Genomic DNA, 24,022 nt, shown 5'->3' on the forward strand with positions numbered 1-24,022 from the left:
GTTTAGTAGTCGGCGGGTTCATCGAAGTCAAAATCTTCTTCTGAATCAACCTCAACTTCAACCTCAACCTCAGCAGCTTCCGACAATTCATCTAACTCCTCTAATTCTGAGTCTGTTCCTCCTTCAACTTGTGCAATTTTGCGAGGGGGCGACAATTTACCTCGACCTTTGCGGTTAGTTAGGCTTTCTGGCAACGCCTGGACTTCAGGTTCGGCACCAGCAGCTATAGCTGGCAACCCGGCATCGCTAGCCTCAATGAAACCAGCAATGTTATTGTGCAGTCCCCAAATCAATTTCTTTTGTTGTTTTTGACCGAGAAATAGCTTATGAAAATTAGCATCAGTTGGCTGAGTAATGCTGTGAGTTTTGCAGCAAAACGATTTATTTTTGCCTTCCCCTTCTTTGATAGCTCTAAACTCGACATTCAACACTCCCAAAGAGCGCCACTTGTCATTTTTACCGCTGTAATCTCTCCCAAAGCAATCAGCAAATGCCCGTTCCAAATTGCGGTAAAATTCTTCTCTAGCGCTCTTAAAGCTCCAGAGGGCTACATTCTTGAAGCGGACGACAATCGGTACCTGATGCAGGGGTTGGTTTTTGGGATTTAGAAAGATGAGAGCGTGTTCGGAACACACTTCCTGCGTCTTTTTATCGAGGGAATCGCGATATTCGTCGTAAAGCCCAATAAAACTACCTGCTAATTCTCCATTTTCTTCAATATCTTTGTAGCGGATGTACTCAGGCACAAAAGCTAATACCAACATTCTCGCTTTTGGGAGCAGTAAGCCTGTCACTTCTTCGCTTAGTTCGACCGTTGTCAATTCCTCAACATTAGGCATTACGTGCCATTCCGCTTTGACAAGCTGGTCGTTCGGGAGCAAAATACCTGCTGGGTTATCGTTAATCACGATTCCATAGGGCAAAGAGGGCTTGCGAGTTTGGTTGTAATCACTGTTGAATAGCTCCGGATCTATCTCGTAAGAATCAGCACTCTTGTTCTTTTGCGTGTTGGACTTTCCACTAGAATTCTGTACTGTCTTACTGGGAGATTTCGCGTTATTGCTTCTTACCATTGTTTACCTATTTTTGTCATTGTCTCCCCCTTGAGGCGATAGCCGCTAGCTGAAACATTTAGTTTTTTTAAGAGCTAAAAAAAATGAACAATTTGCAATTTCTGCCTAAAATTAACAAAGCTACCTTGATACCAATGGCAGTTCAACCTCCTAAACGTTCGTTAACTAGCATCGATTTTGGCGGGTTGTTGGGTCAGTTTATGAAGCCAGAGGGACTGGCAATGTTAGGGCTAATGGCAGGCTTACTTATTGCTTCCAAATTAGTTGGAAACGGGAAAGGTAAAATTACCTCCGGGCGGCTGTGCGGGACGGCAGAAAAATTGGCAGCCACAGGCTCTGCCCTCAAGCAAATGAAAGAAAAAAAACGGCAGCCCGTTACTTTGTGGAGCGGTACGCCGACTTATTGGTTTAAAGGTTGTCAGGGATTGAGTGCTCGATTGCAAACGCTATTAGGTGCAAATCCGACGGTTTGGTTTCCCCACGCAGAACGCGGAACTTTAGTCATTGGTGCTCCGGGTTCTGGCAAAACATTCAGCGTCATTGACCGGATGGTTGAAAGTGCATTCCAGCAAGGTTTTCCTGCCATTATTTACGACAAAAAAGGAGACCAGATGAAAGTGCTTGCACCCCTTGCAGTGCGCTATGGCTACGATGTGCAAGTGTTTGCGCCAGGGGAAGCTTACAGCGGCACTATCAATCCTCTGGATTTTATGAGAGATGCACAAGATGCAGTAATGGCAGCAGAAATTGGACAAGTTATTGCTCGAAATGCTAGTCCGGGGGAGAGTAAAGGCAATGAGTTTTTTGAGAAAGCAGGCGAGTTGATGGCGAAGGGTTTAGTGCAGTTGGCAAAAAGCAGTCCTTACCCGGATTTAGCTTTTGTGTACGCAATTATTCAACTGCCTGATTTGGTCAAGCGCATCGACCACGCCGTTCACCGACCAGACGGTCATCCCCTCAAAATGGACAGGTGGATTGCCTCTAGTTTTTCGCAGTTATTAAGTTCAAAAGATGCTGAAAAAACAGTGGCGGGCATCAAGGCCACCGCAGAGGCTACCTACTCCAGTTTCATTCAAAAAGATTTGTTGCGGGCATTTATTGGTCGCAGCACCATTCCAATTGCTTTAGAAGGGAAAAAGTGCATTATTTTCAAATTAGATGACCAAAGACGCACTGTAGTGGGGCCGCTGTTAGCTGCTGCTATTCACTTATGTGTGGTGTCTAATTTGAGTCGGGTACGTTCTGACCCATTTTTGTACTGCTTAGACGAGTTTCCGTCTCTCAAGTTCGACAGAATGGATCAGTGGGCTAACGAATATCGTTCTGCTGGCGGCGTGCCGATTGTTGGCATTCAATCACTCAATCAGCTTTACAATCTCTATGGGGATAAAAAAGGGGCGGCGATCGCCAGTGCTCTGTCAACTCATGTCCTCTTCAACCCCGGCGATTTTGAGACAGCCGAAAAATATTCTAAGCGGTACGGGGAAGTGGAAGTGCTGGTAAAAAATCGATCGACCGGCAGCTCGACGGGGCAGCAAACGAGCCGTTCTGTCAACTGGAGCGAACAGTTGCAAAAGAAACCGCTGATTAGTCCTGACGAAATTCTGAGGTTTCCTCAAGGCAAGTGCGTCATCACTTCACCGGCCTACGCAACGGGGACGGAAGCTTTATTTCCCTACCCTCTCAAGATTCCGGTGCGGCCCGGCGACATAAAGCGAGCTAAAGAGTCTGAACAACTGTGGGACAGCAGCATCAGACCGCAGCTTGAAAGGCGGGCGAAAGCTTTGTCAGTAGAGCAGCAGACGGGTAAACTGCTCAATATAGATGAAGAGCTGGATCAGCGGATTCGATTCGCTTACCAATTGCTGCCACATCCGAACGATCCAGAAGAACCCGTGACTGTGGCTGATGTTAAGTCGCCTGTTAATGCTGCTGGTGCGAACAGTGCGGCTGAGAAAATAGCGGTTGGCAATATTCGGAAAAAACTCAAAACTCTGTCCTTTGGTGACGATAGATGATGGAGCAAACTAAACAATTTTTGGCTGACATTTTGATTGTTGACGATATTCTAGCTAACATTCAACTACTCTCTCAATTGCTAATTGAAAATGGTTACAAAGTCAGGAAGTTGATTAGTGGAGAGCGAGCTTTAAAAGCAGTAGAGTTGCAAGCGCCAGACTTGATTTTGCTAGACATAAAAATGCCCGGTATGGATGGTTATGAAGTCTGCCGTCAACTTAAAGCATCTGAAGCTACTTGTGATATCCCTATAATTTTCATCAGCGCTTTAGATGACGTATTTGACAAAGTAAAAGGGTTTGAGGCGGGCGGTGCTGACTACATTATAAAACCTTTTGAGCCTGTTGAAGTGTTAGCGCGGGTATCTGCCCAACTTAAAATGCAGCGCTTGCAGCAGCAACTTCGCTGCGCTAACGTGCAATTGGCTGCACAAAATGTTCAGCTCAGCCAGGAAATTCAAGAAAGACAGCAAGCAGAAACCAATTTAAGAATGCTGTTGCACGCTGTTTCGCACGATTTGCGATCGCCTCTATCGGGAATGTCGCTGCTGCTGCGAAGTCGCCTCAATGATGCTGGCAGTAACATTGCTATTGATAGGCGGACTATGGAGGTTATGGTGCAAAGTTGTTCGCGCCAACTCCAGTTGATTGAGTCACTAACAGCAACACAACAGTTTGATGTGAAAAGTGCTTCTTTAGCCATGAAGCCGCTGTCGCTGCCCACTTTAGTCCAAAATATTCTTATTGAAAGATTACCAATTCTCAACCAGCATCGAGTCAAGGTTAAGCAGCTTTTTGCAGCCGATTTGCCTTTAGTCAATGCTGATGCCCAGCAGCTCTGGCGGGTGTTTGGCAATCTGATCGACAATGCTGTTAAATACAATCAGTCTGGGTTTATTTTGACGGTAGAAGCTAAAAAGGAAGGTGAGATGGTTCGCTGTACGGTTGCAGACAATGGGGCAGGAATTTCTCTTCAGCAATGTGCAAGATTATTCGAGCCTTATACGAGGGGAGTTGGAGTTAGTTTAAGGCAAGGATTGGGATTGGGACTTTTCATTTGCAGGCAAATTGTTGAGGCTCACGGCGGAGAGATTGGCGTTGATAGCGAATTGGGAAAAGGAGCGAGGTTTTGGTTGACATTGCCAAAGTTTGAAGATTGACAAGATGCCATAATTTGCTACGCGATAGCTACGCCTCAAAAACCACTTTTTTTAGAACAATTAGAAGCTGCATTCCAACGGCTAAACCAGCCCCAAACGCAGTGCTTTAACGGCAGCCTGGGTGCGATCGCTCGCTTCAAATTTAGCTATAATCATCTCTACATGACCTTTGGCGGTGTGGACGCTCATTCCTAGTTGAGCAGCGATTTGTTTATTGCTTTTACCCTCAACTAGCTGCTGCAAAACCTGCATTTCCCGTTCTGTCAGCTTGATGTCGTCATTCGCATAGCTATCGGGCAGTGGCGTTTTGAGATTTTGCAGCACGCAGTCGGCAATCTTAGGGTCTAGGTAACTGCCACCTTCTTGCACAGTCGTAATCGCTGCTAGAAGTTGTTCTGCGTTAGTGCCTTTAACGCAGTAGCCATGAGCGCCACTTGACAAAGCCGCCATTACCTGAGTTGGATTGCTGTGGTGGGTGAGCATCAAGATACGAGTATGCGGCAGTGAGGCTCTGATTTGCTGCGCGGCTGCAATACCGTCGATTCCGGGTAAGTCAATGTCCATCAGCACGATGTCTGGTTGGTGTTGCAGTGCAGCACTGACGGCTTCGTTGCCGTTAACAGCTTGTGCGACAACTGTTAAATGGGGTTGGTTATTGAGGATATGCTGTAGACCGAGCTGCATCATCGGGTCATCTTCAACTATCAGGATGGTTTTTAGTTGGCTTGTTTTTGGTTGGGTGGCGGTAGTTGCAGTCACGGCTAAGATTCCTACTACATTTTATCCATAGTCTATTGTTTTTCCTCATATTAAAGAGTGTCATCCTCCTATGGAGAGAAGAAAAGTATTGATTTTTGGGCAATTTCGTCGGAAGGTGGATGTCTCTCGATAGGAGGATGGTAATAAAGTCGATTCTCCAGATTTTTAGGTGCTCAGAAAAATTCTAGTGATGCGGCCCGAAAAGCCCGCGCGAGAGGCTCACACTACCGTTGCCACCACAAATCCAGAAGAGCTATACACAATCTGAACAGATTATATCGACACTTCGTTGACTTCATCCAAATTGATTTCATCCAAATTGACTTCATCCAAATTGATAGCTGTTGCTACTTCCTTCGGTTGAGGTGTTAGATGACCATTGAGCTTGATAACTGTTTGTTTTCTCTCTCGTTCAATGGTAGTCAAAAGCCAATTTTGAGTGTGTCGGTGTTGCTTGCTGTCCCAGGCAAACAGAACTTTTTCTGCTGGTTGAGTCGGGTGCAGTGCCAAAATAATCAGTTGTAGCTTGTGAGGCTCGATCTCGAAGAATTCGGCAGCTACCCATAACTTAACTCGGTCTTGCCAAGTCAGTACAGGATGGCGAATCGCCCACTCAAATAGTCTGGGTGTTCCTTTGACTAAACCCACATTTGTACGGACTTGTATCACTTTAAATGGAGGAGAAGGGGAAGAATTTTCTTCTGTCACTCCCCTTTTTGTTCGGTCTAGTTTTGTTTGAAGTGGAATGTCAACAAACAGTTTTCGCTGCGGTAAAAACAGTGATGGCGATAGTTCTTGGAGCTGGAAAACCCACTGCTGGAACTGGGGCTGACTGTTGAGTATTGGCTCGACAGGTAATCCCATTAAAACTTGCTTGACAAGCAGTTGCAAGCGTTCTTGCAGATAGGAAGGAACAAGAGGTGGCTCTTGTAGTGGGCTAGTATGAATAGTTTGATTGAGGTCTGATAGAGTAAGGAGGTACATTGCTCAGAGCATAAAAGACTGAGCAATAGCGGCGATCGCCAGAAGTCAGGGGGAGTGGGGAATGAGACGCTGACTTTTCCGGCTTCTCAACTGAAAACCGTGAGGGTGTAGGCTGCTTGTTACCTAATTATACAAGTTTGGCTAAAAATGCTACTGAGGAGGAAATGATATCGGCAATATCATCTGGATCGAGGGAATAGATCTTTGCTAAAACTTCTTTTTTAATTTTTTCAGAGCCTACCCTCTTGCTGCCACTCACCTGACCGATCGCCACCTCATCCAAACCGCGTTGATAAACTGATAGGGATATTTCTCCATCCAAATAAAGTTGCAGAGTCTTGGTACTGCCACCGCTTAACTTTGCCAGTTGCCGAAAGTTCTTAGAATCGGATTCGGGTATCGTTTTCCCTTTTAACCACCGATATACGGTTGAAAAATCTACTCCGATAGCGGACGCTAAAGCGCTTTGAGTCCAGCCTTCTTTCAGCAGCAGCTCTATCAACTGAGTCAGCCGCTTTTGGCGATCGAGTATAAGAGAAGATACAGAGCTAACAGTCACAATTGCTTACCGAAAATTTAGGTTTAAAGTCCTGGGGCACACGGGAACTAACGCCCTTGCGAGACACCGACAAGAGTTTGGCTGAGGAGACTCCTCCGAGTGTAAGCCGAGTAATGGAAAGAGGAAGCCCAAAGAGTGGTCTTGGGAATCCCCGCGCGCGAACGCACCCGGAGGATGTCAACTAACGCTTTTACCGTACACTATTTTACTTTCTGCTGCGTTGAAGCCGATACTTTTTCGCTATTTTACGCCCTTTCTACAAAATTTGAGCCATCACAGCCTTAATCGATTACGCAACTACCCTTGCACTATGCAATACTTAATCTTGCACCGCGCAAGACGGACGGAACATCAATGTCAACCTCCAAAACAGTTCGCGGTTCTGATGCACATAACTTCTCTGTTGTTCCCAGCGCTGAACTCCCTGCGAGAGTTGCACAGGACTGCCACCTAAACAAAGCCGACGCTAAAGATTTGTCTGCTCAGAGCAGTACGCTCACTGATGCTGAAGCATTAGAATTAAGCAGCTTGGAAGCGAAAGTCGAACGGAGCTTGAAAGCTTTCTGGGAAATAGGGCAAGCTTTGCGCCATATCCGGGATCGCCGCCTCTACCGACAAGACTTCTCGACGTTTGAAGACTATTGCACTAATCGGTGGGAAATGTCTCGTCGCTGGGCTTACCAATTGATCGAGGCGGCAACCGTCTATGAAAATGTGCGCCATGGCGCACAAATCCTTCCCGCCAATGAGCGCCAAGTTCGCCCTCTAACAGCACTACCCTCCCAAGAGCAGCCTAGGGCTTGGGCCCAAGCCGTTTCTACTGCTCCGAACGGCAAACTTACGGCTTTTCACGTTGCCCGAGTTGTTGAAGAACACCAGAAAAAAAATTCGAGGAATAAGTCTAACAACGAGAACAGTTCCAAAAACCAACGAACTCTCTGGGCCAATCATCCATCGTCAAACCGTGAGATTTCAGCAGCCACTCAAGAGAATGCTGAGGGATTGGGAGCAACATCCAGTCAGTCAGAAACTCAATGCCGAAGCTGCTGGAATTGCTATCATTGCAGTTTTGAGCCTGTTCAAGACGACCCTCACAGTTTTTATTGTCAAAAGCTAGGCAAACTAAGCTTTATTGAGAAAGATGGTAACGAACGAGGAGCTAAATGTAAATTGTGGCTCGATCGATGGATCGAACCAGAGTTAGTCAAAAAGGCAAAACGAGCCCAACGAGATACTTTTACCTTAACTCTACAGCTCCCGATACACCTGCAAGCCCAGATGCAAGATGCGGCTAAAACTCAAGGGCTGGCTGTAGTAGATTGGGCAGCACAAATCCTTCAAGCAACAGTTGGTAAGTAGTATAGGGCTAGAATTCGTCTAAATTAAACAGCGTAAATTGATGAGGCGATGTTGTCGTATTTCTGGGTCGGCGTTGGCCATTAACAACTTCTTGAACTACTGGATTTGAGTGAATTGATGTCTTCTCATTCAAGTCAATAACTTCTGAGCTTTCTCCTGAACTTATTTCATGTTCGCCTGGATAATCAGTATCATTTTTAGCCTGAGATTCGACAGGCTCAAACCACTCATTATACCAGTAAGCAGCGTTTATTGATTGAGGTCTATCGCTACTTAAAGTATTGCCAAGGAGCAAATCAGTTTGACCCAACCACCAAATCGGAACAGCCAGCCAAGGTGAAAACATATAAAACTGAAACAAAGCGCATTTTAACAGAGTAGGGTCTATATCTTGACCGATACCGCTCAGACAGTAATTCGACTGTGTTAACATTAAAGCACCCGTACCGCAAGCGGGTTCATTGAAGCTGGAAATTCGCTCTGTCTTATCACCACTGACTAACTTAGATATCAACTGACACAAAGCTAAAGGTGTCGGATAAAACCCTGAACTTTTTTGAGCAGTCTTTCCGCAGATTTGGGGTAGCAGTCTGCCCATATAATCTTCAGGATATAGCATGAGAATTGACAGGTCAAACATCTGATAGAGACGCATTGATGCACCTTCACAGCCGGCGGGTTCTTTGGGTAACATTTTATAAGCTGGATGTCCGAATGCGAACAAAACCCAGTCCAAGAAAAACTCCAAATAGTCCCAAGCTGACCAAGTTTTCCATTCTCCATGTTGAGGAATGCAATTGAGAGTGTTATCTAGCATGGCTTCTGCGGTAGGAGAATGCTGCCATTCGATTTGGGGAATCGGTTCTGCTGGCAAAGTTTCCTCAATTACAAATTTGGGTAAAATTTCTGGTTTTCTGTTCTCCAGAATGGCTAGCATTGGCTCCATCTTCCACCGCATCCAGGCATGAGCGGGGACAGCTTGACACAAAGCCCAATAATCCCACCTTCCCCATAAACATCGGTCTATTTGTGCGAGAATTGTTAAAAGCCAGCCATGCTTTAAATCTCGTTTGAGGTTGGGAATTAAAGCTTGCTTTTTCTTTAGTTTATAGGGTTGCTTTCTGAAATGTAACAGCGTTGACTCTCTAGTTTTGGAGTCAATAACTGGTAATAAAAGCTGGTTTTTCATGAGTACAAGTCCGAAAAATGCACCCATAAAAACCGCAGTAGCGGTTCGCACAATTCTATGTTGATGCAAGCAGCGTCTTGTTTAATAAAAACAGTAAAAAAAATTGGGAATACAGTGTAGCTTTTTTGTTTGAAAAAAGCTACACTCTATTCCCCACTCCCATTTTCCCTATTTCTCTCTCCCCATTCCCCTTTCTCAGCCGTCTATTCCACCAATTATTTTGATATTTGAGGAGTAGAAAATGCTTCGCACAGCAGCAGCCCCACCTGCTTGAGTAAAGCTTTGTTACCATCAGGGCATCCCGACTGAATCAAACATTTAGGACAGCCAGAACTGCAAGAACAACTGCGGGCTAACTCAGCAGCCGCATGAGCTAATTGAGGGAGAGAACGAAAAATAGCTTCCGAGGTTCCCGAACCTCCTTCTGCTAAATCGTAAAAGAGTCCTGCATAGTCATTTGCACCTCTCTTCTCTACTAGAAAATTCACATCATTAGGTGAAGCCAAAATAGTCAGAGGTAAAGCTGCTAAAATTTGATGGCCGAAACTGTGAATAGCCAACAAATTCGCGGGGTACTCCCACAACTGCTGATATCCGGGAGGAATCGGCTGTTGAGACTGAAGCAATTCCTGGCGAGTAGCTGTTACTACGTGTTGCAGGTAACATTCAACCGGGGAATTCAAACTAATTTGCAGTACAGGAGTCGCAAATTTGATTTCGTAAGGTTGCTCAAAGTTTACCTCATTAAGAACCGATGTTAGCTCAGCAGAGCGAGTTCTCTTACCACAAACAGGACAGGCAGTACATTTTGGTAAATGCTCTTTGTAATTGACACACTTTCTATTGAGACAAGTTAACTCGTAATTGCGAGTTAATAATTGATAACCCGTGACGAGTTGGCTAATTTCTCCCCAAACCAGTTCCAGAATAGCTTGAGCTGGCATTGTCTTACTATCCGTTGAATTGGTTTGAACATTTCCTTCAACTTCTGGAATAACCAACGGGATTTGTTGAGGCAAACTCAAATTCTGCTTGAGGCTGGTATCAGTGTGGCTAATCGCTACAGTAAACAGTCGAGTTTCAGGGGTGTTTTGCAAAATAGCTTTGCCATTCAAGAGCGAGCGCGAAGTATAAGTCACCAAACAGCCGTCTGAGTTTTGCGTGCGGTAAATAGCACCAGGAAATACCTCTCGATAAGCAATCTCCGCACTGAGGAGTTCAATCTCTTCTTGAGTATCTGCATCCACCAGTTGTATCGTGCTAGCACCCGTTCCCCCTCGAAAGTTTACATCTTTATGGGGAAAGCCCTTGGCCCATAATTTATCCCGACTTTTGTGAAGAACACCTTGCTCAATTAAAGCCGTTGCAATTTGAGGAGCGCTCTTGCCAAAGTAGTGCTTGAGCTTATTGGCAGGAATGCCAGTTTCAACAGCCGCGCACATCAAATGTTTGGCAATATCTATGGGATAATTGGCATTAAAGCTCACCAATTCAGATTCTGCCGACAGCAACAATTCAGGGCGCTCGGCAAAATAGTTATCCAAAGGTGATTGTGCAATGGGAATGAAGACAATTAAACCGGAGTTTGCGCGACCAGCCCGGCCAGCCCTCTGCCTGAAAGCTTGCAAGCTTCCCGGCCATCCCCTAATAATAGCAAAATCAAGTTGAGGCAAATCAATTCCTGCTTCGAGAGCGCTAGTGCTGAGGATACACTTAACTGTTCCTGACTGCAAAGAGTTAATAATTTCCCTGCGGCGCTCGCTTGTTAAACTGCCGTAGAAAATTGCTACTTGCGACTCAATTCCCGAGTTAGTTTGAGTTACAGCTTCTTGCTTAAAAGTTGCCCACAAGTTCTTAATTGCTTGTCTGCCGTTACCGAAGCAAATTCCACTTTGCCCTTGCTGCAACAAAAACATAATGATGCGAGCAACATCGGAATTAGCATCATGAGTCGGTTTAGTAACAATTAATTGCCGTTCTGGGACAGCAGCTCCGCTAGAGTTAATCCAAACTAACCGCTCGGGTTTATTGATATTTCGCTTTCGACTTCTACCAGATAGTAACTTCGCTAATTTAACGGGGTTGCCAACGGTAGCACTCAATATCAGGAATTGCAGTTTTTGAGAAGAACCTCCGCGCTCGTCTACTGCCAATTTTAAGCGGCGAATTAAGCTAGCCATGTTAGCTCCGTAAACTCCGTTAAAAGTGTGAGCTTCATCTAGGACAATATAGCGGAGGCGACTTAAAAAATGCTGCCAAGGCTGACTCCAGTGAACGCCTTTCAGCGCATAGTGAATTAACTCTGGTGTTGCGCTGATTATGCTAGGATTTGCAGCTAATAATTGTTCTCGGGTTTTGGGAGGAGTATCCCCAGTTAGAAGGGCAAGGCGCGGGCGCGCAGGCTCAGGAATCAGTTGGAGCAAATCGGCAAGTTTTTGACTTTGGTCGGCTGTTAAAGCTTTCAAACCATAAATAGAGAGTGCAGTAAATTGATGTTGGAGAATGCCCTCTAAAATAGGCAAGTACGCACTTAAAGATTTGCCAGAAGCTGTTGCTGTGCTGAGGATGACATCTTTGCCCTGGCGCACGGCTTTGAGTGTTTTAATTTGGTGCGAATAAAGCTGTTGAATGCCTTGGCTGTGCAAAGCAGAAATTATTGAAGGTGGCAAGTCTTGAGGAATTTTGTAGAGCTTAGGAGTTGTAGCAGTCGCGATTGTCTGATAAATAACCTCTTCGCCTAAAAACTCACACAAATCGGCTGTTGCAGTTGGCTGCAAATGGCTTGCTTCTGGGAAGTTATTTTGGTGAAAATCATGTCTGGCTATTAGTTGGGAAAGAAGGTTGATATAATTGGGAGGCATTGGTCACTCTAAGAATGAATCTTTTCTCTCTTACTACCGATAGGTAGGAAAAAGAACGAGAGAGGAAATTAATAAAAAAACTAGGAGTCGGACTGATTTTGGTAGCAATTATGGGTTTTGGTTCAGGAACCAACAAAGCGGTAGACTTCCACCTCACTGCGCGATCGCCCCGCCTCGTGAGACGCTAGCATTAACACAGTACACTTGCCATGTATATAGCGGTTCTCAAGCAAGTGAGGTGTCAACTGCCTAAGCTGCTACGCATCTAAAGTGTATGTTGGGAATGAGGGGAAGAGAAGGAGAGGGGAAGAGAGGGAGAGGGGGAGAAAGGGAGAAGGGGAGAGAGTGCAGTTCGGAGTTGAAGGTTGGAATGTAGCAAAGAAGAGAGGGAGAGGGGGAGAAAGGGAGAAGGGGAGAGAGGGAGAAATTTTTACGCTTTTTATACAAGGATTTAAGTATATAATTTAAAGACGCGACAGCTTACCAATTACCAATTACCAGACTTACCTCATTTAACCCAGAAGTGTTATAGTATCCGATTAAGAATAATAAACCTATGCCTTACAGTAAATTCACTCTCAGCAAAGCTGTAGAAGATTTTCATCTCACAATCATTGAAGGAGCGCGTTTTTTACCAGAAATCCTCCCAGTGACTCCTAGTCTTTTACTACAAGATACTCTCAAAGAAACAATTCCTTGGGCGATCGCGGTGAGTAGCGAAAAAGCTCGTTCTGAAGGGATTATCAATCCTGTGTTACTAGAAGTAAAACGCCAGCTTCAAGGACTGATTAGCGTTTTTTCCGGCGAGGAATTCAATGTAGAACCGGAGGCTGAACTCACAGGCTATGTTGACTTTCTCCTGAGTCGTTCCCCGGAACAACTCTACATTAAAGCCCCTGCGGTTGTATTGGTGGAAGCCAAAAAAGAAGACCTTAAACCGGCTCTTGGGCAATGCCTTGCAGAAATGGTGGCAGCTCAACGCTTTAATCAACAAAAGCAACAGCCGATATCGACGATTTACGGAACGGTAACTAGCGGTACAGTTTGGCGGTTTCTTAAACTAGAAGAGCAATGCGCGTCCATTGACCTTACAGATTATCCACTACCTCCTGTTGAGCAAATCTTGGGCTTTCTGGTTTGGATGATGCAGGAAAGATGAGCTGTTATTAAACAAAAATAGCGAGCTAGTGTGATAAATAAACTCACAAACTTCTTTGATAAATTAATGAGAAAAACAACTTCTTTATCACTACAGTTAATTAAGAGTTACGCATAAACTTTATCTGTAGGGTACGCCGCGCACCTTACTGCTACCAATAGTGTTGCAAAGCAGTTTTTGCCTCCAGGATTGTTAATGAAAGACTGCCGAATTAACTCGGCAGCGCTTTCCTGTTATTTAAGGTGAGTGAGTTGAGTGATGCTGAGCAAAGCAGGCAACATCGAGTCAGGCTTATCTCCTGTTTTGAGAGCGATTTCTAAATCAAACAAAATGGAGAGCGATCGACTTAAGAAGTTCGCAGATACTTCCTTAACCTCCTGCTTAAGGAAATACAGCCGTTTGGGGTTACTAATTCCGCACATACTAGCAATTTCGCTATCAGAACGTTGTTGGTCGGAATTGATAGTAGCTTTTACCCACAGCCAAGTTTTAAACTGAGTTTGAAGAGTCGCGATAATTGCCAAAGGAAACTCTGCCCGAGATAGCAATTCATCAAGCACCTTAATTGCCGCCACTGCTTGACCTTTTAAAAGAGCTTCGGCAAGTTGAAAACAGTTGGCTGTGGTAGCTGGAACGAGGATTTTAGCAGCTTCTTTCGTAATGCGAGCGCCTGCTGCATAAATGGCTAATTTCTCCAGTTCACTGACTCTTCGAGCAGAATCGTTGCCAATCGCTACTGCTAGATAGCTGACAGCATCTCTGGCAATTGAGAGATTCTTTTGTTTAGCAGTAGTAGCAATCGCACTTTCAATCAAGTCAGTACGCCAAGGAGGAATGAGAGTAAATTCCTTAAGTTTAGCAAACTGCAACAAATGCTTGACTACCTTGAGTCGTTTGTCGATAACAGCAGCAGTGAAGACTAAATGCGTTGTAGCAGGTAATTGGGGCAAAATTTGCAGCAATTCTAGCCCCATTTCTCCAAATTGCTTGAAATCGCAATTTTCAACGACAATAAGTTTGTTTCCACCGCCGAAAGGAACTGAAGCAGCAGCAGAGAGGGCTGCATCCAGGGAAGAAGCATCGAAGCGGTGGATGTTGAAATCTCGCCAGAGAGGATGAGTTTGAGTCTTAAACTTTTCAACTTCTCGTTCAATTGCGTAGGTATCATTCCCAATTAGGATGCTAATCATGCTGCTAACTCCTCCTGTTGTTTGACAGTTACAGTAACAGAGCGGCCTAAAGCTTTAGTAACGATCCGCTGCACGGATTCAAGGTGACTCTGAAACTTGTTCGCGTATTTTCTTTCTACTGCTAACACACATGAATCAGCCGAAAGTTCGGCAATTTGAGCGCGGTTTAAGAGGCTACGATTGCCTGGTTTCGCTGCTGCTACTACTTGCGCCCAAGTTGTCTCAAAGTCAGGAGAATCTGCCTCTATTTTTTGAGGGGTTTTATCAAAATTGTCAGGCTGATTAGATGGGAAAGTTGCCGGCAATCGCGTTTCGGGGGCAGCGGGTTTGCTTGACAGCATCAAGTTCAGCAGGCAAACTTCTAACCACGTAGCAGCATTGGTGCTAGTTCTCAATTGAAATTCTGATTTTTGCAATTGTGTACAAGCCGCATCAATTGTTTCAAAATCCAGATGAAGAGCGAGCGAGCGCAGTTGTGAGTAGCCTACTGGCCCTGCAATTAAATTCTGGCAGTGGCGCGTTGATTTGACAATGAGCAAATCTCTCATTGCTGCTAGCAAGCTGCTGAGAATAAGTTTAGGGGTTTTGCCGCTGTCAATGAGCGTTCTCGAAGATTGCAGTACGCTTAAGGTATCGCCAGAATGAATGGCTTTGAGAAGGGCGATCGAGTCTTGCTCGCTGATGCTGCCAGATACTTCTGCAACTTGAGTTAGGGTAATCTCTGAGTTTAGCAGTGAAAGCTGAGAAAGTAATTGCAGGGCATCCCTTAACCCTCCGTCGCAGGTGCGAGCGAGATCCCGCATGGCCTCACTTGCGATCTCAATAGATTCAGCGGAGCTAATTTTGTGCAATTGGCCGACAATAGCATCAACTGACAAGGCTCGGAAGTTAAAAGTTTGGCAGCGGGAGATAATTGTCGGCAGGACTTTATGTGCTTCAGTCGTACAGAGAATAAATACTACATGAGCCGGAGGTTCTTCAAGGCATTTGAGGAGAGCATTTTGAGCGCTGGTACTGAGTTGGTGGCACTCGTCTAAAATCCAGATGCGGTAGCGGCTCAGCGCTGGGGCAAAGTTGCTGTGTTGTATTAATTCTCTGGCATCATCCACGCCATTGTGAGAGGCAGCATCGATTTCAGTTACGTCTAAGCTTGAACAGGAGTCAATGGTTTTGCAGCTTGAACATTCTCCGCAAGGAGTGGCGGTTGGCTTTTTGCTATTCAAACAATTGAGGGATTTAGCAAGAATGCGAGCGGTTGAGGTTTTGCCTGTTCCTCTGGGGCCAGTAAATAGGTAAGCTTGAGCAATTTTGTCGGAGGTGATGGCATTGGTCAAGGTTGTTTTGATGGTATCTTGACCCACTAATTCTTGTAGGTTTTTGGGGCGGTATTTGAGGTGCAGTGGTTGGTACATTTTGAGTCGTTAGAATACTTCTGGTAACTATTCCCCGATAGGGGAGGCGTGAGCCGTGCCTGAAATTAAACTCATAGGACTTACGCATAAGCTCTATCTGTAGTATAAAAATTGTGTATTTTACCGCTCGCTACTAATAGTGTTACCAAGTATTTTTGGCGTAAGTCCTGGCTCAGTTGTTGGCGCTGGCGATCGCGCTGAACACACTACCGCAAGGAAAAATTGCTAAACCATCTGCTGCTGAGATACAGCAAAAAAGCACGGCATGAAGGAAAAATAGAAAGCAAAAGGTTTGAGCGAGTGGAAGCTGATTCCAGATCGCAAGACAGGGGTAATTTACACCCCGCTTACTTGCGGTTTTGGGAATTTTGAAGGTGCAACAGGGTCGGCGGTCGCGAGCTTATTTGAACCAATGGAGAGAGACATTAAAATTCACTTATTTTTTAGCAAAAAGGTTGCTTATATCAAAAAATAAATAGTAGAATATATCTGAGTTGTTAGAGAAGTGACTGTTGCACTAAACCAATCTATTTGTCGTATTTCATACAGTAATATAAGCCAAATTTTGGCAGGAGAGGGCATCAAATTTAGATGCCACTCCCTACCTTTCAATTATTCTTGCGGAGCGACAATATATTCGCAATCCAAAGCCTCTGTACCCGAAGCTGGCGTTCCAAACGGTGCAATCAGTAGGGGAGCGGTAGGAGTTGCCATTAACACCCGCAAATCCGAGCTGGAAATCGCTTTAGCTGTATCAATCAAATAGCGGATGTCGCACTTGAGACGAAACTCACAGCCCCAGAGTTTAGCATCAACTGTCTCAGTTCCTGAACTGAGAGTATTGTTGAGTGATGCTCGCACTTGTTGGGCATCTAAATCGAATTCTAAAATAGCTGTTAGGTGAGACTTGTCGCTGTGAGAAGCTAACCTCTCTAAGGCTTTTAAAAAGCTCAGCCTCTCAACCACCACTTGATGACTAAATTCAGGTCGATAGGGAGCGATAATTTGGTCACAAATTGGATATTGCCCTTCTAGCAACTTCGTTGTCAACCGCCAATTATTCCACTCGAATGCGACAAAATTACTAGGTTGCTCTGGCAAACCTTCATAGTAAATCGTAACTTTGTCAGCAGAATTCAAAGAACGCTCCAATAACCGGAGTACCTTAGCAGGGACAGTAAAATTAACTATTTGACGGCTCAAAAGATAGGAATTGCTGCTTTCGTTCAATCCTAAAACCATTGCTACCCGATGCCCATCTGTCGTCCAAACTCTCAGTTGATCGAGTCCTCTGTCTGCGTCGTGACTGAGTTGAAAATTCCCTCCTGTTAAAATGCGTTTGTTTTCCTCAGAACTTACAGCAAATAAGCTAGCTTTTAGGACAGAAATTAACACGCTAGCAGGAAGCGTTACAAGTTTCTGTTGAACGCTGGGGATAGCCGGAAATTCGTCCGCAGCTAGCCCGCGAATGGCGTGCTTGCTTCTTGACGCACTCAGAGTGGCACTGACTGATGGAACGTGGCTTCCTTTAATAATTTCAGAAGAACTCTTTAAGGTAAGGCTGCCGTTAGGAAATTTTCCCAGAATGTCAGCAAGTATGGGTGCGGGGAGGGTAAGCTTCCCAGATTGATTGACATTCGCACCAAAGCTCACTTGCATTCCAAATTCTAAGTTGTAAGCAGTCAGGTGCAAATGTTGAGTTTCTGCATCAGCTTCAATCAAAATATTGGACAAAATGGGATGGCTGCTATTGCTGGGAATGATGCCTTTCAGGGCTTGTATATAATCGTTGAATTCTCTTGAATTGCAGGCAACTTCAATAGCTGATGGGAGAGTAGAAGGGGAAGGCAATATTGCCTCATTTGACAATGTTTCTAGAGAAGGAGCATCGACGGCTGGAAGTGCTGCCAAATTTGTGCAAGTTTGCGAAGCTTCTACTTTTTGTGGAGAGATTGTTAAGGGTTCGCAAACCGAGTCAGTTTCAGTTGTTGGTTTGACTGATTTCTTCACAGTTTTGGCAGAATTATGTGCTGTGGCAGTCGAGCGTTTTTTCTTAACTGTTCTCTCCAAATTTTCCTCTTGAGGCGGTGTTCCTGTTAGTCGAGATTTTGCCATAATTAGCCTGGTGTCAGGGGTGCGATTGGCCGCTGCGGTAGCAGCACTTATTCAGGTTGTTGAGAAAGAGGAGTGGGAAGGGGAAGGAGAAGGAGAAAGAGAAGGAAAAGGAGAAAGAGAAGGAAAAGGAGAAAGAGAAGGAACCCACGCTTAAAAGCATAGGATTGAAGGGTAGACATTTTGTATCTAACTCGGTGGGTATCGATACAATTATTAATTTTTTGAACGTTGCTATCAACCCAAAACTAAAGTTTTTTTCTCCATCTTTATCTTCTCTTTCCCCTTGCCCTTTCGTTTCCTTGTTCGCCTTATTTTATAAATAGGACTTACGCACAGACTCTACTTTAGGAATTACGCAACTGGCAGACTCCAATCGATTTGTAGGGTGCGTCAGACTTTCGTTATAAGGCGATTATCGAGGGTTTGGGATAGTAACGTACCTTACTAATTGTGCCAGTTGCGCCCAGGACTGTACTTGTAGGTGCTGATGGCACACGTTACTACTACAGATAGTGTAAAAATTGATTTATGCAGCCTAAGTCCCGATGGAGAAGCTTTTTGAAAGTTGAGTGTTACTGACTGTTTTCTACAAACGTATGTGCCTCTTGGTTGAAGACTTTACCTCTTGGTTGAGAAGTTTACATTGTACTTGAGAATTTTCTTGTTTGAGTACGAGTCATTGGGGGCAACAAATAATATCCGATATCGGCAGCGGCTTGCACCGACATAATAAAGTCGATGGTACTCTTTAAGTTTCTGTTGACGGCTCAAATCTTGACCGATTAACAATCTGCTGAAAAGGTCGCTTCCGTCAATGCCAACTTCATCAAAAGTGCTGCCTTGCGAATTGTGAATAGTCAGAGCAAAGCAATTGTTAATTTCAGCAAACAAGTCATCTTTGAACCAGTAATATTTCCTCCAAAGAAATCCATTGCGTTTAGCACTCTTTAGCTTTTCTTTAAGTTCAGCATGGTAGCGCTTATTCTCAGACTCGTGCAGGACAAAGATTTGCCGAAATAAACCGTCATCAGTCACAATTTTTAGCAGCCAAACTCGATAGCCTCCGTGCTGGTTAATCTCAACTTCCTTGACGGTAAATTCCGTTGAAGTCGGTAAAATTACGGTTTTGCCGTCAGGTGCCATGACGGGTTTTTTGGTAATTAGCCTTTCTCCCGGTACAAATCTGGGTGCAGCTTTACCGTAGACTTGTTCTCTGATAAGCTGATTGTAGTATCTGACTCGTTTGTTAGTCCAGCACAGAATTCTGAAGCGATCGGGATTTTGACTAAATTCCAGATCGATCGTTTTGACGGCATATTGTAGCAGCGTTTCTGATTTAACTTTGAATGCACCGTTTGACTTGTCTCCTTTTTTGTATTTAGAGTGTGGCAAAAATATGTCTGCTTTGCTATTGACAAAAGAGCGGCATTCTGTTATGAAATCGAGCACAGGGCTTTCCCCTGCTTGCCTGACAACTTTGGTCAGTACAGCTTTATTGGTAATGCTGAAAGCAGGCGACTTTTTGTCTCCTACAGGATTGAGTTGAGCGGGGTCGCCCATTAAAATTAGCTTGCGGTGATTGAAGAATGTGCGTTCAAAATTGCGTTCTATCCATTTCCACAATTCGCTTCCAACCATCGAACATTCGTCGAGGAAGATGATATCGTAGAGGTGAAGGCTGCTGGAACTTGTCTGTTCCAAAGCTTTTTCTTGTTCTTTTCTGACCATGCCTAATCCTAAAAGTTGGTGTATCGTCATAAAATCTACTCCGAAAATGCCTTGAGACGCTGCCATTTTTCTGAGGATGCCGACTGCTTTGTTAGTAGGTGCTGTGAGGGCAATGCGTTTGCTTTGACTCAAGAGTTCTTGGATAATTTGAAAAACAATTGTGGATTTTCCAGTTCCTGCATAGCCGCACAGCAAGAAGAATGACTCGGTAGTGGTTAGAAAGGTTCTTAATTTGTCGATGGCTTGCTGCTGTTGCGGTTTGAGCGTGAAGGGAAATTGTGTAAGTTTCTGGGGTTGTTCGAGTAACGTTTGAATCATTAGTTAGCGTCCATTACTAATTTTCTCAACCTCTGATTAAGCGTTAGCTTGACGGGGGAGTTAGGGCAAACGCATCTTATTTTTAGAATACTTGCTGGACAAAGGTTTCAGTCATTATTTGAGTTTAGTTGCCAAAAATGGAACCTCTGATAGCATAAAGCTTTCAGAATTTAGATGCGTTTGCCCTGACGGGGGAGTCTTTCAAGAGTAGGTTTTTTAGATTCCGGGCAAGGAAGAGAGGAAGAGAGGGAGAGAGAGAGGGAGAGAGGGAGAGAGGGATAAGCGAAAAAGCCCGGATTTCGACTTGTTATGCCTTTAAAACTTGCCTCTTGCTTGCCCTCAATTTCTGAATTGTAAAAAACCTACCCTTGAGGAGAGAGGGGAATGGACGCTTATTAAGTAGTCCGATAATCCCTCTTAATCGCTCATGATTTACGCAGCGAGAATGATTTTTTGTCATTCACAAGTGTTGGCTTTCACTGCGTTCTGCAATAGGAGTTACGTTACGCGAAAACCGGGTTTTTTTAGGAAAATACTGCATTTGAGTCTTTAATAGGAGTGAAAAACCCAGTTTCTTTGGTATTTATGCGTCCAGGACTATGCAAGTAAACTCCAAATCCCAAACCCTTATGTTGCCCTTACAATTCGTAAGTCCTGTTATAAAAATTTTAAGACAAATAGAAAACTTTTCTGTTTTTTGTCCCAGCAAAAAAGCACCGTTTACACCCTACGGAGTGCTCGCTCGTTCCCACTCATCTCCTAAATGGCATCCTTTCTAAATCAAGTTTAACAACTTTTTCCAGAGCTTCAAGACGCTTGTTTAATGTTTTATGTCGGGGACCTTCTACAGCATACTCATATTTAGAACCTGTATGTTGCAGTTCATAAATTTGGCACTCAATTAAGTTGCTCAAGTTGCCGACTAGCTTTTTGACAGGTATTAGCCACGCTTTAGCTAACGCTTTAGTACGGAACCCAATCCAAGCTGTAAAGTAGGAGCCGTCTTCGCTAATTTGATAAGCCACATTGGGCGATAATTTAACCAGGGGTTCGATGCGGACAATACCCAAACCTTTGAGTTCTCTCAAGCTGTAATTTAGGAGTTCTCCGCTGTTCCACTGGATGTGAAATGGACGTGGCTCTTCAACGTTCAAGTGTTGGACTCTCCCCATTCGTTGAACTCCTTCTCGGTGCTGTAAAATGCAATCTCCCTCTCTAAATCCGTAGAAGCCTTGTTTCTTTGTTAGGTTTTCTAACTGCTGCTTCCAGGCTTCTTCCCAAGCTATGTGAAAGTCGAGAAGTTGGTAATTTTCTTCGCTCAATTGTTGAGCTATTTTTTCTTTTAACTGCTGTTTGTAGATTGGCATAGCGAATTCTAAAAAGTTGTGGGGTACTTCGAGAGCTAAATGCGTTTTAGCTCGGATTCTGATATCGGTAACAGATAAATAGCTGGCGGCTTTTAATTGCTGGGGTGTCGGGATATCTATGGTACAAATTGTCGGGTAGCCGGGAAACAAGTTGATGGGAAAGTGATACAATTGGTCGAGAGCCCAGATGAGAATGTGCTGTTCAGTGAGCGATTCTACTTTGAAAGGAGTTGCATTGCTGAATTGTACCTGTTCGGAATTAGCGAGTACGATGGTTGTGCAAGTTGGAAGTTCTCCAGCAGTCTTTTTAGGGATAAACTGAGGAACGAGAGAGATTGTGAGGGCGCGGATTTCGTCGAGGTTATAAGTCCAAGAAAATGAATCTTCGCCGGGACTTGCGTCCCAAGTAATTGTCACAGGTTTTTCACTTTTGTTGAGAGAAGTAACAATACCGTATTGGTTGCCTGTTTTTACGATATCGTTTAATTTGAAGGGATGCTCTTCAGCAGGTGCATCCGCGAGGAAAGGAAAAATTACTGCAATCACTTCTTTAATTTGAGGGGAGTCCTGGCTGGCTGATTCAGGAAAGGTTTTGTGGGGGTTGATAGCGTTCATAACGGTAAGAAGTGGTTATCTCTTAACTTCTCCCGCTAGGGGGTAGCTTTAAATTTGCAGGTGTCCTTAACAAAGGATTCTTGAGCCACCAGCAGGAAATAAATTAGCTGTTGTTAGAGGGAGGATCTGTTGTGATGGCCAGCTATACTACTATTAGCCATATGTACGATTGCACAGCTATCAATTATAGTATATTCACTCATAGAATTGTAATTATCCGTACAAATGCGATAGCTCTATATAGTCAATTAAGACTATGATAAAAAGTTGTATTTAGTACAAATTAAAAAATCGAATGCTAACAATTTATTTAGTTAACATCATTCAATTCATAAAAAGTTCTCCCAGCTATCAGTAGGTTCTGTCGCTGGGAGAAATCGCTGGAAAGTCGGTTATTCAACTAACGCAGGTATCTCGATTAATTCGATTTCAAACCTTCGCTGCATTCGCCGTTATTCTTTAGGCACAGTAGGCTTTGGTTGGATGTCAAAAATAATCACAAATGTGCGCGTTTTAACTAACCGCTGCAAAACCCGTAGATGATCGTCTGCATCGTTTCTCTTACGAAATCGTGCCACAATAACACGCTGACAATTAGGAAGCAGGCTAATGATACACCACGGGTGCAATTTTTCAGAGTAGGTCATTTTAGTACCTCAGCATTAAAAGTAACAGATTGTGCTCTTGTTTCATTGCTTGCCAAGACAGTAATTGAATAATCTTGTCAAAGACAGGTCACGGTGACATTGATATTTGACAAGGTTTGTGCTAAGACAAGCTCAAATTATTTTTTGATGCTGAAAAAGCTTGATGTATAGCAGCCAACAAAACTGTTAGAACAAGTCAGCAGTATATGATTGCGACAACGTATACAGTCGTTGCCCTAAACAGTCTTTCCGTTATACGCGCCACTATTAATCCAGGCTATTCTCTTCGCAAGGCGGACACAGGAAAGCCACCAATGTCTCGGGAATTTCCTCAAAATGCTCCAGCAAAAAATCCATTAAAGCCAAATGACGCAAATCGACAGCAGTAGGAAATCTGCGATTTTTACCCGTTTTAAACCAACGCCGCACTGTAGAATCTGAACGAGAACAAATAAAAGCGATTTCCTCATAACTCACTCCCCACTTTGCATAAAACTGCCTCGGTGTCATTCGCAATTGGCATTGACTGTAAATTGCAATCAAATTGCGTTCTCTATCGGTCAGATTCTGCTGCTTTTTTATCATCCTCAAACTTCTCCAAATCTTCCTCCCAGGCAGTATCAAACTGACACCACGTTGCACTTTTGGAATCAGGAGTAAGGCAAATGATATAACACCACATCCAACAGCATTGACATTGTTCGTAGTTGTAAAATTTGCCGATAACCATTCCTCTGTCAGCTTCTTCGCTAACACCCGTCCAGCGCACCATTTCGCCACAGTTAAAGCGCGCGGGATGAATTTTGGCAAAGTTGGCAGGCAATTCAATTGCAGGCGGCATATCCTTCAAATGTTTTAGTGGCAAAATTGAAATCAAATCTCGCTTTCCTTTTGGGATTGACATGAGTTTTTAACTGTGCATCTATTGCACCTGATTTGTTTTGATAAATTTTCAGAGAAATTTCTCGATAGAGAAATTGCAGAGCGACATTTCTTTAAATCAATCAATGAAAATCTCTAATATTAGAGCCTGCATTAATTGCAAGCGGATGCAAGCACAATCGTCTGATATTCACGCACTTCAAAGATATGATGGGAGGCTAGGTAGCATCGATTGCTGAGCGCGCGACAACTGACAGATATGCCAACAGAGATGAAGCGTTTGGAAAGACGATATCCTCTATCAAACAAATCTCTAATTTAACTTGTGAGGGATTGGAATCTTTCAAGTTTTTACCGGATACCTGTCGGAGTTATTATTTATTGGCTTGAGATATGTTTATTGGCGATCGCTCGCAGCATTACTTGCTTTGAAGAGCGCCAACTGCGCCCCCCACAGAACTCCTGCGATAGGGGTATTGCGGTCTTTCGAGGCAATATAGTCTGAGACCGCACGCATAGGTGAGCGCGATCGTTCCATCCGCGAGTTCCCGTCGAGATCGCGTTTGAAAAGTATTTTTTCGGCGAGCCGGCGCCGCGAGCGTCTAATACTGTACTGAGACGCGGCCG

At 44.2% G+C, this 24,022-nt stretch carries 20 protein-coding genes; 6 read left to right on the forward strand and 14 right to left on the reverse strand.

Annotated elements, in window-relative coordinates:
* Window positions 1–2: 2 nt before the first annotated feature.
* A complete protein-coding gene (locus QUB10_RS22555; protein WP_333205511.1) occupies window positions 3–1,073 on the reverse strand; it encodes a DUF5895 domain-containing protein in 1,071 nt (356 codons plus the stop codon).
* 83 nt (window positions 1,074–1,156) lie between these two features.
* On the opposite strand from QUB10_RS22555, the gene QUB10_RS22560 reads away from it, so the two are divergent.
* Entirely contained in the window at window positions 1,157–3,091 is a 1,935-nt protein-coding gene (locus QUB10_RS22560) for a type IV secretion system DNA-binding domain-containing protein (protein WP_333205512.1), read from the forward strand.
* On the forward strand, window positions 3,088–4,251 hold the full coding sequence (locus QUB10_RS22565; RefSeq protein ID WP_333205513.1) for a hybrid sensor histidine kinase/response regulator: 1,164 nt from the start codon (window positions 3,088–3,090) through the stop codon (window positions 4,249–4,251). The genes QUB10_RS22560 and QUB10_RS22565 overlap by 4 nt, the downstream gene beginning before the upstream one ends.
* An 81-nt stretch (window positions 4,252–4,332) precedes the next feature.
* Here the strand turns inward: QUB10_RS22565 and QUB10_RS22570 are convergent, their stop codons facing one another.
* From QUB10_RS22570 to QUB10_RS22580, 3 genes are all read right to left on the reverse strand, one after another.
* Window positions 4,333–5,010 (reverse strand): response regulator transcription factor, encoded by a 678-nt coding sequence (locus QUB10_RS22570; RefSeq protein WP_333205514.1) that lies wholly within the window; start codon window positions 5,008–5,010, stop codon window positions 4,333–4,335.
* A gap of 273 nt (window positions 5,011–5,283) precedes the next feature.
* A complete protein-coding gene (locus QUB10_RS22575) occupies window positions 5,284–5,994 on the reverse strand; it encodes a hypothetical protein (protein WP_333205515.1) in 711 nt (236 codons plus the stop codon).
* A gap of 127 nt (window positions 5,995–6,121) precedes the next feature.
* Window positions 6,122–6,553, reverse strand: coding sequence for a helix-turn-helix transcriptional regulator (locus QUB10_RS22580; RefSeq protein WP_333205516.1), 432 nt, complete (start codon window positions 6,551–6,553; stop codon window positions 6,122–6,124).
* 354 nt (window positions 6,554–6,907) lie between these two features.
* On the opposite strand from QUB10_RS22580, the gene QUB10_RS22585 reads away from it, so the two are divergent.
* A complete protein-coding gene (locus tag QUB10_RS22585) occupies window positions 6,908–7,912 on the forward strand; it encodes a hypothetical protein (RefSeq protein ID WP_333205517.1) in 1,005 nt (334 codons plus the stop codon).
* Between the two features lie 7 nt (window positions 7,913–7,919).
* Here the strand turns inward: QUB10_RS22585 and QUB10_RS22590 are convergent, their stop codons facing one another.
* Entirely contained in the window at window positions 7,920–9,101 is a 1,182-nt protein-coding gene (locus QUB10_RS22590) for a hypothetical protein (RefSeq protein ID WP_333205518.1), read from the reverse strand.
* A 215-nt stretch (window positions 9,102–9,316) separates the two neighbouring features.
* Window positions 9,317–11,962: a DEAD/DEAH box helicase gene (locus QUB10_RS22595; RefSeq protein ID WP_333205519.1), complete on the reverse strand. Its 2,646-nt coding sequence runs from the start codon at window positions 11,960–11,962 to the stop codon at window positions 9,317–9,319.
* Window positions 11,963–12,232: 270 nt separating this feature from the next.
* On the opposite strand from QUB10_RS22595, the gene QUB10_RS22600 reads away from it, so the two are divergent.
* Both QUB10_RS22600 and QUB10_RS22605 read left to right on the forward strand, forming a co-directional pair.
* Entirely contained in the window at window positions 12,233–12,430 is a 198-nt protein-coding gene (locus QUB10_RS22600) for a hypothetical protein (protein ID WP_333205520.1), read from the forward strand.
* An 88-nt stretch (window positions 12,431–12,518) separates the two neighbouring features.
* A complete protein-coding gene (locus QUB10_RS22605) occupies window positions 12,519–13,121 on the forward strand; it encodes a hypothetical protein (RefSeq protein WP_333205521.1) in 603 nt (200 codons plus the stop codon).
* A 233-nt stretch (window positions 13,122–13,354) separates the two neighbouring features.
* Here QUB10_RS22605 and holA read toward each other — a convergent pair whose 3' ends face one another.
* From holA to dnaN, 3 genes are all read right to left on the reverse strand, one after another.
* Window positions 13,355–14,311 carry a DNA polymerase III subunit delta gene (gene holA, locus QUB10_RS22610; protein WP_333205522.1) on the reverse strand — a complete coding sequence of 319 codons (957 nt, stop codon included), beginning with the start codon at window positions 14,309–14,311 and terminating at the stop codon, window positions 13,355–13,357.
* Window positions 14,308–15,723 carry a DNA polymerase III subunit gamma/tau gene (dnaX, locus tag QUB10_RS22615; protein WP_333205523.1) on the reverse strand — a complete coding sequence of 472 codons (1,416 nt, stop codon included), beginning with the start codon at window positions 15,721–15,723 and terminating at the stop codon, window positions 14,308–14,310. Before dnaX ends, holA begins: the two co-directional genes overlap by 4 nt.
* A 612-nt stretch (window positions 15,724–16,335) precedes the next feature.
* A complete protein-coding gene (gene dnaN / locus QUB10_RS22620) occupies window positions 16,336–17,838 on the reverse strand; it encodes a DNA polymerase III subunit beta (RefSeq protein WP_333205524.1) in 1,503 nt (500 codons plus the stop codon).
* A gap of 19 nt (window positions 17,839–17,857) precedes the next feature.
* Between dnaN and QUB10_RS22625 the strand changes: the two genes are divergently transcribed.
* Window positions 17,858–17,992, forward strand: coding sequence for a hypothetical protein (locus QUB10_RS22625; protein WP_333205525.1), 135 nt, complete (start codon window positions 17,858–17,860; stop codon window positions 17,990–17,992).
* Between the two features lie 464 nt (window positions 17,993–18,456).
* Here QUB10_RS22625 and QUB10_RS22630 read toward each other — a convergent pair whose 3' ends face one another.
* From QUB10_RS22630 to QUB10_RS22650, 5 genes are all read right to left on the reverse strand, one after another.
* Complete coding sequence (locus tag QUB10_RS22630; RefSeq protein ID WP_333205526.1) at window positions 18,457–19,884, reverse strand: DEAD/DEAH box helicase; 1,428 nt, start codon at window positions 19,882–19,884, stop codon at window positions 18,457–18,459.
* A gap of 752 nt (window positions 19,885–20,636) precedes the next feature.
* Complete coding sequence (locus QUB10_RS22635; RefSeq protein ID WP_333205527.1) at window positions 20,637–21,866, reverse strand: hypothetical protein; 1,230 nt, start codon at window positions 21,864–21,866, stop codon at window positions 20,637–20,639.
* Between the two features lie 452 nt (window positions 21,867–22,318).
* Window positions 22,319–22,513, reverse strand: a complete 195-nt coding sequence (locus tag QUB10_RS22640; RefSeq protein ID WP_246276690.1) for a hypothetical protein — start codon at window positions 22,511–22,513, stop codon at window positions 22,319–22,321.
* 267 nt (window positions 22,514–22,780) lie between these two features.
* The gene (locus tag QUB10_RS22645) at window positions 22,781–23,098 is read right to left on the reverse strand and encodes a helix-turn-helix domain-containing protein (RefSeq protein WP_333205528.1); all 318 of its coding nucleotides are present in this window, start codon (window positions 23,096–23,098) and stop codon (window positions 22,781–22,783) included.
* Window positions 23,067–23,417, reverse strand: a complete 351-nt coding sequence (locus QUB10_RS22650; RefSeq protein ID WP_333205529.1) for a hypothetical protein — start codon at window positions 23,415–23,417, stop codon at window positions 23,067–23,069. The genes QUB10_RS22645 and QUB10_RS22650 overlap by 32 nt, the downstream gene beginning before the upstream one ends.
* Window positions 23,418–24,022 lie beyond the last annotated feature (605 nt).

Source organism: Microcoleus sp. B5-D4, assembly GCF_036705145.1.
GTDB lineage: Bacteria > Cyanobacteriota > Cyanobacteriia > Cyanobacteriales > Microcoleaceae > Microcoleus.

Coding starts and splice junctions, on each gene's coding strand:
- QUB10_RS22555 (WP_333205511.1), bottom strand. CDS start 1,073: ATGGTAAGAAGCAATAACGCGAAATCTCCCAGTAAGACAGTACAGAAT.
- QUB10_RS22560 (WP_333205512.1), top strand. CDS start 1,157: ATGAACAATTTGCAATTTCTGCCTAAAATTAACAAAGCTACCTTGATA.
- QUB10_RS22565 (WP_333205513.1), top strand. CDS start 3,088: ATGATGGAGCAAACTAAACAATTTTTGGCTGACATTTTGATTGTTGAC.
- QUB10_RS22575 (WP_333205515.1), bottom strand. CDS start 5,994: ATGTACCTCCTTACTCTATCAGACCTCAATCAAACTATTCATACTAGC.
- QUB10_RS22585 (WP_333205517.1), top strand. CDS start 6,908: ATGTCAACCTCCAAAACAGTTCGCGGTTCTGATGCACATAACTTCTCT.
- QUB10_RS22590 (WP_333205518.1), bottom strand. CDS start 9,101: ATGAAAAACCAGCTTTTATTACCAGTTATTGACTCCAAAACTAGAGAG.
- QUB10_RS22595 (WP_333205519.1), bottom strand. CDS start 11,962: ATGCCTCCCAATTATATCAACCTTCTTTCCCAACTAATAGCCAGACAT.
- QUB10_RS22605 (WP_333205521.1), top strand. CDS start 12,519: ATGCCTTACAGTAAATTCACTCTCAGCAAAGCTGTAGAAGATTTTCAT.
- holA (WP_333205522.1), bottom strand. CDS start 14,311: ATGATTAGCATCCTAATTGGGAATGATACCTACGCAATTGAACGAGAA.
- dnaX (WP_333205523.1), bottom strand. CDS start 15,723: ATGTACCAACCACTGCACCTCAAATACCGCCCCAAAAACCTACAAGAA.
- dnaN (WP_333205524.1), bottom strand. CDS start 17,838: ATGGCAAAATCTCGACTAACAGGAACACCGCCTCAAGAGGAAAATTTG.
- QUB10_RS22630 (WP_333205526.1), bottom strand. CDS start 19,884: ATGATTCAAACGTTACTCGAACAACCCCAGAAACTTACACAATTTCCC.
- QUB10_RS22635 (WP_333205527.1), bottom strand. CDS start 21,866: ATGAACGCTATCAACCCCCACAAAACCTTTCCTGAATCAGCCAGCCAG.
- QUB10_RS22640 (WP_246276690.1), bottom strand. CDS start 22,513: ATGACCTACTCTGAAAAATTGCACCCGTGGTGTATCATTAGCCTGCTT.
- QUB10_RS22645 (WP_333205528.1), bottom strand. CDS start 23,098: ATGATAAAAAAGCAGCAGAATCTGACCGATAGAGAACGCAATTTGATT.
- QUB10_RS22650 (WP_333205529.1), bottom strand. CDS start 23,417: ATGTCAATCCCAAAAGGAAAGCGAGATTTGATTTCAATTTTGCCACTA.